Genomic DNA, 8,711 nt, shown 5'->3' on the forward strand with positions numbered 1-8,711 from the left:
AGACCGCGTGAGATGCGGGATCGTCGGTTGTAGAGCGTAAAGACAGTCGTCCAGCGGCAGCAATGTGTGCCGCCGGAACGCGACGATCATTGCCTCCTCTTCCTCGCTGAGAACGGTTGAACGCGTGGCTCTCGGGCCGGTCTTCTGATCCTCCACCGTCGCACGCTTGCGCCACTTCGCAACGGTCTTGGGGTTGATGCCCAGCTCCTTGCTCAGCTGCGCGAGCGAAGCTTGCGATCGCTGTATTGCAGCTCTGACAGCGTGCGTGGTCGTGGCGCTCCCGTGACGAACTTGTCCCATAATGCTTCCTTCCATTCCCGAGAAAGGATCGCACCATCAAACCATGGGATCAAACACCTAGTATCGATGCCGCGCACGTGCAGAAGATCTTCTACATTCCTCAGCGACAAAGGAAAGCGATCATACAACATGACTGCGAGGCGGACAATTTCGGGGCTGCGTTGAAAGCTCCTGAAAGGATCTGTTTTCATCCTGAGGACAGGCTATGTAATCACCCTGCCCGCCTCAACTCAATCCTTCTGACAAAGCCGTTGTGGGCTTTGCCGACTAGCTTTCTCGTGAGATTGCGTCGAACCCTCCAAGGCAGAAGGTGATCAGCGTTTCGCGATAGGCCAGCGGTTCGCCCGCCGGGTCGCCCGACAGGCCAGCGATGCGGGCGCGGCTGGCGACCAGTGACAGCATAGCGGCCACTGTCAGGGTCAGCGCGGTCACCAGCTCCTTGCGCGGGGTCGCGGGCCGCGCCGATTGAATGGCATCGAGGAACTCCTGCGCCACCGGGTCGTAGAAGTTGCCGATCTCGGGATACCAGCGGTCGTCGCTGACGATGCGGGCGATCAGGCGAGCATATGCGCGCCATTGAGGGTCGCCGCGCGAGGCGTGGGTCAGGTAGGGCGTGAGGTAGGCATCCACCAGGTCGCGCAACTCCGGCGGCTTGTCGCCCGAGAGAAGCACCCCGAGACGCGCCCGCCGGTCTGCGTTCAGCGCGGCGACACGACGTTCGATCACCGTGGCGAAAAGCTGGTGTTTCGTGCCGCCGTGAAAGCTGACCACGCCCAGAGTCACCCCCGCTTCGGCGGCGATTCGGCGGATGGAAATGGCGTCGAACCCTTCGGCGGCAAAGAGCCGTTCGGCGGCGTCCAGCACGCGTTCGCGCGTGGCCTCGCCACGCAGCACGCGGCCGTCGGTTACGGGATCTTCAATGTTCTCGGTCATATTGCCTCCATGACGGCTTGACAATTTATACGTTCGTTCAGATAGTTTGCCAATGCCGCGAGGAGGCGGTCAAAGGAGGAATAGCATGAAACATGTCGCAAGGCTTCGCCTTGGCCTGGCAGCTTGCGCCGCAGCCGGTCTGCTGGCGCCCGCAGCACAGGCCGAAACCTTCAACGCAACCGCGGTCGCAGGTCATCCGGAGGTGTTCCTGTGGGTCAAGACGTTGTCGGACACCCTGATTCCCACGGTGAGCGAACAGCTTGAGGGCACCGAGCATTCGATCAACTGGATGGAGGCCTATGGCGGTACGCTGGCCAGCGTTGGCGGCGAGCTCGAGGCGATCGAGGGTGGCCTGGCCCAGATCGGTATCGTCAGTTCGCTGTTCGAACCCTCGCTGTTGAGCCTTCAGAACGTCAGCTATGCCACGCCTTTTGGCCCTGCGGACGTGGATATCGTATTCGACACCGTCGATGAGATGCACGAGGAAATCCCCGACATGAAGGCGCTCTGGGAAGAGTACGACATGGAATATCTCGGCGGTGGCTTCGGTTTGGAAGATTACCTGCTGATGACCGATTTCCCGGTGGACAGCCTCGACGATCTGCAGGGGCGCAAGATCAACGCACCCGGGCCGGCGGTGAACTGGCTGAAAGGCACCGGCGCAGTGGGCGTCTCGGGTAACCTGACCTCCTATTACAACGACATCCAGACCGGCGTGGCAGAAGGCGTGATCGTGTTCCCGACCGCCGCCGCCGCGGCCAAGCTGCACGAAGTCGCGCCCTACGTGACCCGCGTGGGCTTCGGCGCGCAATATGCCGGCGCCATCGTGGCCAAGAAAAGCTGGTTCGACGAGTTGCCGGTCGAAGTGCAGGATGCGCTTCGCGGCGGGGTTGACGCCTTTGCCGTCCAGTACCGGCAGGGGCTGGAACAGCGGGTCGCCGCCGCCTTTGACACCATGCAGTCAGGCGGGGCCGAGATCACCGAGTTTCCCGCCGACGAGCGCGTCAAATGGGCCAATGCGCTGCCCGATATCGCGGGCAACTGGGCCAGGGAGCAGAACGAAAAGGGTCTGGCCGGGACCGAGGTTGTGAACACCTACATGCAAAAGCTCCAGGAGGCGGGCGTGGACCTGCCCCGCGACTGGACTGTGGAGTAACCTTCCATGTCTGCGCCGGAACTGGAAGGAGGGGCTGCGCGGCAGCCCCTTCCGCAACGGATCGCAAACGGGATCATGGGCGGGGCGAACGTCATCGCGACCGCGTGGATTCTGGTGATCATGGTGATGATCCTCGTCGATGTCATCGGTCGTAACGCGTTTCTCACGCCATTGGCGGGCGTGCCGGAGATGGTGAAATATTCCATCGTCGGCATTGTCTTCCTGCAGGTCGCGCATTCGCACCGGCATGGCGAACTGATCCGATCGGACGGCCTGCTGGGCGCGCTGACTCGCCGTGCGCCGCGCACCGGCGCCGCCCTGGATATGCTGGCGCAACTGGCGGGCGTGGCGGTGGCGCTGATGATCGCCTGGTCGGTCTGGCCCAAAGTCATCCGCGCTTATGAACGCGGCGAGATGGAGGGGATTTCCGGTCATTTCCAAATGCCGGTCTGGCCGTTCCTGGCCATCGTCACCGCCGGGTCGGTGCTGTTGGCCGTCTCGTTCCTGATATCGGCCATCTACGCCGCACAAAGGATCGCCCGGTAATGGACAATTTGATGATCGGCTACCTGTCGCTGCTGGGAATCGGCGTGGCGATCTATGCCGGGGTGCACGTTGCGATCGCGCTGGCGGGGATCTCGTTCCTCGGGATCTGGGCCCTGACGGGGCAGGCGGCGCTCGGGTTCAACTTCGTCGCGCTGGCCGGGACGGAGTCCATCGCCGCATACACATTCGGCGTGGTGCCTCTGTTCGTGCTCATGGGGCTGGCGGTCAGTGAATCCGGGCTGGGGCGCGACACCTTTGCCATCATCGCGCGGTCGATGCGCGACTGGCGCGGGGGCCTGGGCGTGGCGACCGTGCTGTCGAATGCCGTATTCGCCGCGATCACCGGCATCTCTATCGCCTCGGCGGCCGTATTTTCCAAGGTGGCCGTGCCGCAGATGGTCAACGCAGGCACCAAACGGTCCATCGCCGTGGGCACCGTCGCGGGGTCGAGCGTGCTAGGGATGCTGATCCCGCCGTCGCTGCTGCTGATCCTGTTCGCCATCCTGACCGACAGTTCCGTGGGCGACCTGTTTCTGGGCGGCGTCGGGCCGGGCGTGTTGATGGCGCTGATGTTCGGTTTGTACCTGACGTTTCTGGGCCGGTTTCGCCCGCATCTGTTCGAGGGACCGACAACCATGGGCGGCGCGGACGACACCACGCCGCGGGTGCTGATGCTGCCGATCCTTGGGCTGGCCGCGCTGGTGCTTGGCGGGATCTACACCGGGTTCTTCACCCCGACCGAAGCGGGGGCCGTGGGCGCCGCGGCGGCGCTGATCCTGGCGTTTGCCATGCGGCGCATCGGTCCGCGCGAAGCCTGGCGCATCGCCGTGCAGACGGGCCACATCACCGCGGCCGTGTGTTTCCTGATCGTGGGCGCATCGATCTACAGCCGGATGCTGGCCTTTTCCGGCGTGCCCGCTTCGGTCACGCAATGGGCGATCGCAAGCGGCATCGGGGCCTTGGGGTTCCTGTTTCTGTTTTCGCTGATCGTCGCGCTTCTGGGCACGATCCTGGATAGTTCGTCGATCATGCTGGTGACGGTGCCGCTGGCATTTCCGATCACGCAACAGCTGGGGATCGACGTCGTCCATTTCGGGCTGGTCACAGTGATCGCGGTCGAGATCGGGCTGTTGACGCCACCGCTCGGCCTGTCGGTCTTTGTCGTCCAGGCGGCGTTGCGCAGCGAAGGCGTAGCCCTGGGCGAAGTTTTTCGTGGGGCGGCGCCCTTTGCGCTGATCATGGTGGGCGTCTTGTGCGCTGTGATCCTGATCCCCCAGATCGCAACCGGCCTCGTCGGCCTTTGACGGAGTATTCCCATGCAGCTGATCGATCTCGCACGTCCACTGGAAAACACGACCTTTGCGGACCCGCCGGGGCTGCACCCAGAAATCCAGTATTTCGCCCATGAGGACACCGCGCCGCAGATCCTGGATTTCTTCCCGGACGTGTCGCGCGACCAGCTGCCCGGCGGCGAAGGGTGGGCGGTGGAAAAGGTGACGCTGTCCACGCACAACGGCACGCATCTGGACGCACCTTACCATTACCATTCGACGATGGACGGCGGCAAACGCGCCATCACGATTGACGAGGTGCCGCTGGAATGGTGCATGGGTCCGGGGGTCAGGCTGGACTTTCGCCACCTGCCCGACGGCCACGTTGTAACCGCGGCCGAGGTCGAGGCCGAATTCGACCGCATCGGGCACGATCTGCAGCCGGGCGACATCGTCCTGATCAACACCGCCGCTGGCGCCGCCTATGGCGAGAGGCATTACGTCGCCACCGGATGTGGCATCGGCCACGAGGCGACCTGCTGGATGACCGAACGCGGTATGCGCGTCTGCGGCACCGACGCCTGGAGCTGGGATGCGCCATTTGTCCACACTGCCGCCCGGGTGGCGCAGACGGGCGACGCCTCGCTGATCTGGGAAGGCCACCGCGCGGGCATGGTTCGCGGCTATTGCCACATGGAAAAGCTCGCCAATCTCGACAAGCTACCCGCGACTGGCTTCGAGGTGCAGTGTTTTCCGGTCAAGATCAAGGGCGCGAGCGCCGGCTGGTGCCGCCCCGTTGCCATCCTGCGCGATTGAGGAGAAACAGATGAAACTAGCGACATTCGATTCAGGCGCCGGTCCCCGGCTGGGCGCGGCAACCGATACAGGAATGGTGAACCTGACCGCGACAGGTCGCCCGGAGCTGTCCAGCATGCTGGCGCTGATCGAAGCGGGGCAAGACGGTCTTTCCGCCGCGCGCGAGGCCGCCGGATCAGGGGAGGCGCTACCGCTGGAGGGCCTGCGGTTTCTGGCGCCGATCCCGGTGCCGCCGCAGATCCGTGACGCCTCGACCTTTCCGCGTCACATCGTGCAGGCGCCGGTGGGAATGCAGAAGCTGGCTGCCGACATGCAGGGGCAACCCGAACCCGACGTGCAGCCGGGTGAGATTCCGGTGGTCTATCGCAAGCAACCGATCTTTTACATCACCAACCGCTTCAGCGTGCAAGGCCATGACGAAGACGTCCTTTGGCCGCGCTATTCCCAGGTGATGGATTTCGAACTGGAGGTCGCCTGCGTGATCGGCCGGGGCGGAAAGAACATCGCGCGCGAGAGGGCGCTGGATCACGTCTTTGGCTACACGATCTTCAACGATTTCTCGGCGCGCGACACGCAGCTGATCGAGATGGGCGGGATGCTCGGGCCGGCCAAGGGCAAGAGCTTTGACGGCGGCAACGTGCTGGGCCCGGTGATCGTCACAGCGGACGAGGTGCCCGACCCGCGCAAGCTCAAGACCCGCGCCCGGATCAACGGTGAAACCTATGTCGACACCGACATGTCCGCGATGCTGCACGGGTTTGATGACATGATCGCCTTCATCAGCCGGGACGAGGCGCTTCATCCCGGGGAGGTGATCGGCTCGGGCACAGTCAACGACGGCTGCGGCTTGGAGCATTCGGTGTTCCTGAACGACGGCGACGTGGTGGAACTGGAAGTCGACGGCATCGGCATCCTGCGCAACCGGGTCCGCCGCCAATCCTGAAGGGGGACGGACGTGGCGATCCTCGGTCGCAACAGGATCGCCACGGTCGGCGGCGGCCCGTTGGAACACATATTCGACTCGGAGTTGCTGCCTGACCAACTCTAACCAATCTTCGAATGGACTGTGACGCTGTCCTTTATGTCGCGCAAAGGCCACGCCACTCAGCAAGAGCAGCGGCACGGTTCAACTTGAAATTGTCCGATGAACAGAGATGGCGTTCTTGGTTGAAGTAGTTGTGAACTGAAGCGTGGACGGCGGCATCGGAATTTATCGGTCACGATCACTTCGGGGCGACCGTGCTTGCGCATTGCTTTTCTTAAGAATTTCTGCGGCGCCTTCTTGTCTCGCACCTTCGTCACGAAGCTTTCCAGTATCTCGCCCTCATGATCCACGACCCGCCACAAGTAGTGCCGCTCGCCGTTGATCTTCACGAACATCTTTTCGAGGCGCCAACACCAGCGGCTTGACCGCATGCCCTCGACGCGCCGTTTCCGGATTTCTGATGCAAACATAGGCTCGAACCGATGCCACCAATAGCGGACGGCTTCGTGGCTGAGGGGGAGGACCTTATAGAGCCGGTGGGGTAATAGGCGGTGAGCCGCCGTTCGCCACCTCGTGCGCGAACGGCAGCTTCTGATGCTAGCTTGCGTCCTTGAACTCGGCGTATTCGCCGCGGACCTGGACGGTCACGGTGACGGCGCTGTCATCGCGGTTGCGCCAGAACCAACCGTGTTCGCCGCTGAATTTGGCCAGAATCTCGCTTTCAGCGCCGTCCGAGCCACGACCTTTCTCGTAAGTCACCGACTGGCGGCCACCATGACCGTGCAGGTCGAAGTTCACGCGGCCGCCCTCGACGAGCATTCGGTATTCCGCCGTCTGGCCCTCGTTCATGACCAGTTTCCACTCGGCGGACGCTCCGGGCTCCAGCGTGAACGTGATCTCGTCGCGCCAGGCCTCGGCCTCCTGGGCATGGGCTGCGCCCACGAACAGGCCGAAGATGTCGTTCAGCAGGCTGGACTGATCGCCCTCGGCTTCCATCATCTGCCGGTCCGTCTCGGCCTCCTCGGCGAGCTGGGTTTTGATCTCGCCCATCTCGGCCAGGCCGATCGCGCCGCCAACACCCGTCGGATCGATGCCGTATTCTGCTGGCAAGACGACGGTGACGAGGATCGCCACGGCCGAGACGGCCGCGATGGCGGTGGACTTCAGAAGCTGTGTCGAGCTTGGCAGCTCTTCGAGCGAAGGGCGGTTGGAATTGAACATGTCTTGTCTCCTTGTCTGAGTTTCAGGCGACGAAAAATCCGGTGATGTGGTAGCCCATGAGGATGAACCCCAGGGCCATCATCACCACGTTGGCAGTGTAGGCCTGGCGCAGGAACGCGGGGCTGCGACGCCAGTAGCTCATGACGATGAGGATCACGGCAAGGGCCATGATCTGGCCGATCTCGACGCCGACATTGAAGGCCAGCAGGTTGGGCAGGAGCCCGTCCGAGGCGATGTCGTAATCGAGGATCTTGGTGGCGAGGCCGGTGCCGTGGAAGAAGCCGAAGATCAGCGTCGCCGCCTTGGTATTCGGCTGGACCCCGAACCAGCGCTGGTAGGCACCGAGATTGTCGAGTGCCTTGTAGACGACCGAGAGGCCGATGATGGCATCGACGACATAGGCGTTCACGCCCCACCCGAACCAGACGCCAAGCAGCATCGTGGTCGAATGGCCGATGGCGAAGAGGCTGACGTAGATGCCCACCTCCTTCATCCGGTAGAGAAAGAAGACGACGCCGAGCAGAAACAGGATGTGGTCGTATCCCGTGACCATGTGCTTGGCCCCGAGATACATGAAGGGGATCAGGTTCACCCCCCAGATTTCCTGGATGTAGCCGGCGTCACCCTCGGTGACATTGTGGGCGGCGGCGGCCGTCGCATAGAGCATCGTGGCCGCGACGGCCATCAGGATGGCGGTGGCGCGAGAGCTGCGCCATGACTGACCATCCGTGAAAGCGGAGTGCATGTGGGTTTCCTTGGATTGTCTGTTGTTACGCTGTGATCTGCCCTTGAGGGGCAAGGCTCACGCGCGTGGCGGACGCTCCAGACGAAAGACGGGTGGCGCCCAGTGGGCCAGGGCATAGCCATGCCAGAGGGCGCTCGTCTCGACAGGCACCGTGCCGCGCCGCGCCAACATCAGCACGGCCTGGCTGTGATCGTGATCGGCGACTTCGTGGCTGTGACCGTGCATCGCCCAGATCAGATCTTCCTCCAGCCCGTGAGAATGGCCGTGTTCGGCGATCATATCGGCATGGTCCTGCAGGGTCTCGATGATCTTCGGCACGTGCGATGCGTTCGGTGACACGGTCCAGAGGGCGAGGGCCACGCATGTCAGCAAGGCGAAGAGCCGCGCCCCAATCCGCATCTCGATCCGCTTTCTCATCGCCTGCTGCACGGCCCTTGTGCCTCGCGATGCGTCTTGTGTGGCATCTTGCGCTATCCCCTCCGGGAGGATAGCCCTTGCATATGACAGAACCGCATGTCCACGCAAGTCACCCCAAGATCGCATCCCGGCTGAAACGCGCCGAGGGGCATCTCCGCTCGGTCGTCACCATGATCGAGGAGGGGCGCCCCTACCTCGACGTGGCCCAGCAGTTGCAGGCCGTGGAACGGACCCTCCGCAATGCCAAGTAGGCGCTGATCCATGACCACATGGATCATTGTCTCGACGGTGACGTGGCCGGCGACCGGGATGAACTGAAGG

At 63.1% G+C, this 8,711-nt stretch carries 9 protein-coding genes and 4 pseudogenes; 6 read left to right on the plus strand and 7 right to left on the minus strand.

Annotated features, from left to right (window positions below):
- The 3 genes and pseudogenes from BMW66_RS19395 to BMW66_RS19405 form a co-directional block, all read right to left on the minus strand.
- Positions 1–300: pseudogene (locus tag BMW66_RS19395) on the minus strand (IS481 family transposase); the annotation flags it as partial.
- A 65-nt stretch (positions 301–365) separates the two neighbouring features.
- A pseudogene (locus BMW66_RS20715) lies at positions 366–491 on the minus strand (IS6 family transposase); the annotation flags it as partial.
- A gap of 76 nt (positions 492–567) precedes the next feature.
- Entirely contained in the window at positions 568–1,233 is a 666-nt protein-coding gene (locus BMW66_RS19405; protein WP_093120801.1) for a TetR/AcrR family transcriptional regulator, read from the minus strand.
- 85 nt (positions 1,234–1,318) lie between these two features.
- On the opposite strand from BMW66_RS19405, the gene BMW66_RS19410 reads away from it, so the two are divergent.
- From BMW66_RS19410 to BMW66_RS19430, 5 genes are all read left to right on the plus strand, one after another.
- A complete protein-coding gene (locus BMW66_RS19410) occupies positions 1,319–2,389 on the plus strand; it encodes a C4-dicarboxylate TRAP transporter substrate-binding protein (protein ID WP_093120802.1) in 1,071 nt (356 codons plus the stop codon).
- A gap of 75 nt (positions 2,390–2,464) precedes the next feature.
- A complete protein-coding gene (locus BMW66_RS19415) occupies positions 2,465–2,935 on the plus strand; it encodes a TRAP transporter small permease subunit (protein WP_175483333.1) in 471 nt (156 codons plus the stop codon).
- Positions 2,935–4,239 carry a TRAP transporter large permease gene (locus BMW66_RS19420; protein WP_093120805.1) on the plus strand — a complete coding sequence of 435 codons (1,305 nt, stop codon included), beginning with the start codon at positions 2,935–2,937 and terminating at the stop codon, positions 4,237–4,239. The genes BMW66_RS19415 and BMW66_RS19420 overlap by 1 nt, the downstream gene beginning before the upstream one ends.
- A 12-nt stretch (positions 4,240–4,251) precedes the next feature.
- On the plus strand, positions 4,252–5,022 hold the full coding sequence (locus BMW66_RS19425) for a cyclase family protein (RefSeq protein WP_093120806.1): 771 nt from the start codon (positions 4,252–4,254) through the stop codon (positions 5,020–5,022).
- A 10-nt stretch (positions 5,023–5,032) separates the two neighbouring features.
- On the plus strand, positions 5,033–5,965 hold the full coding sequence (locus BMW66_RS19430; protein WP_093120808.1) for a fumarylacetoacetate hydrolase family protein: 933 nt from the start codon (positions 5,033–5,035) through the stop codon (positions 5,963–5,965).
- A 136-nt stretch (positions 5,966–6,101) separates the two neighbouring features.
- On the opposite strand, the pseudogene BMW66_RS20720 reads toward BMW66_RS19430, so the two are convergent.
- The 4 genes and pseudogenes from BMW66_RS20720 to BMW66_RS19450 form a co-directional block, all read right to left on the minus strand.
- Positions 6,102–6,528, minus strand: a pseudogene (locus BMW66_RS20720) (DDE-type integrase/transposase/recombinase); the annotation flags it as partial.
- A gap of 76 nt (positions 6,529–6,604) precedes the next feature.
- Complete coding sequence (locus BMW66_RS19440) at positions 6,605–7,228, minus strand: transmembrane anchor protein (RefSeq protein ID WP_093120811.1); 624 nt, start codon at positions 7,226–7,228, stop codon at positions 6,605–6,607.
- 22 nt (positions 7,229–7,250) lie between these two features.
- On the minus strand, positions 7,251–7,913 hold the full coding sequence (locus BMW66_RS19445; protein WP_245729569.1) for a HupE/UreJ family protein: 663 nt from the start codon (positions 7,911–7,913) through the stop codon (positions 7,251–7,253).
- 117 nt (positions 7,914–8,030) lie between these two features.
- Positions 8,031–8,402, minus strand: coding sequence for a hypothetical protein (locus tag BMW66_RS19450; protein WP_139196320.1), 372 nt, complete (start codon positions 8,400–8,402; stop codon positions 8,031–8,033).
- Positions 8,403–8,473: 71 nt separating this feature from the next.
- Between BMW66_RS19450 and BMW66_RS19455 the strand changes: the two are divergent.
- Positions 8,474–8,711, plus strand: a pseudogene (locus BMW66_RS19455) (metal-sensing transcriptional repressor); the annotation flags it as partial.

Origin of the sequence: Salinihabitans flavidus, from assembly GCF_900110425.1 — a bacterium.
GTDB classification, from domain to species: domain Bacteria; phylum Pseudomonadota; class Alphaproteobacteria; order Rhodobacterales; family Rhodobacteraceae; genus Salinihabitans; species Salinihabitans flavidus.

Bases quoted from the DNA above. Each gene is read 5' to 3' on its own strand.
- BMW66_RS19415 (WP_175483333.1), top strand. From the start codon at position 2,465: ATGGGCGGGGCGAACGTCATCGCGACCGCGTGGATTCTGGTGATCATG.
- BMW66_RS19445 (WP_245729569.1), bottom strand. From the start codon at position 7,913: ATGGCCGTCGCGGCCACGATGCTCTATGCGACGGCCGCCGCCGCCCAC.
- BMW66_RS19430 (WP_093120808.1), top strand. From the start codon at position 5,033: ATGAAACTAGCGACATTCGATTCAGGCGCCGGTCCCCGGCTGGGCGCG.
- BMW66_RS19420 (WP_093120805.1), top strand. From the start codon at position 2,935: ATGGACAATTTGATGATCGGCTACCTGTCGCTGCTGGGAATCGGCGTG.
- BMW66_RS19440 (WP_093120811.1), bottom strand. From the start codon at position 7,228: ATGTTCAATTCCAACCGCCCTTCGCTCGAAGAGCTGCCAAGCTCGACA.
- BMW66_RS19425 (WP_093120806.1), top strand. From the start codon at position 4,252: ATGCAGCTGATCGATCTCGCACGTCCACTGGAAAACACGACCTTTGCG.
- BMW66_RS19410 (WP_093120802.1), top strand. From the start codon at position 1,319: ATGAAACATGTCGCAAGGCTTCGCCTTGGCCTGGCAGCTTGCGCCGCA.
- BMW66_RS19405 (WP_093120801.1), bottom strand. From the start codon at position 1,233: ATGACCGAGAACATTGAAGATCCCGTAACCGACGGCCGCGTGCTGCGT.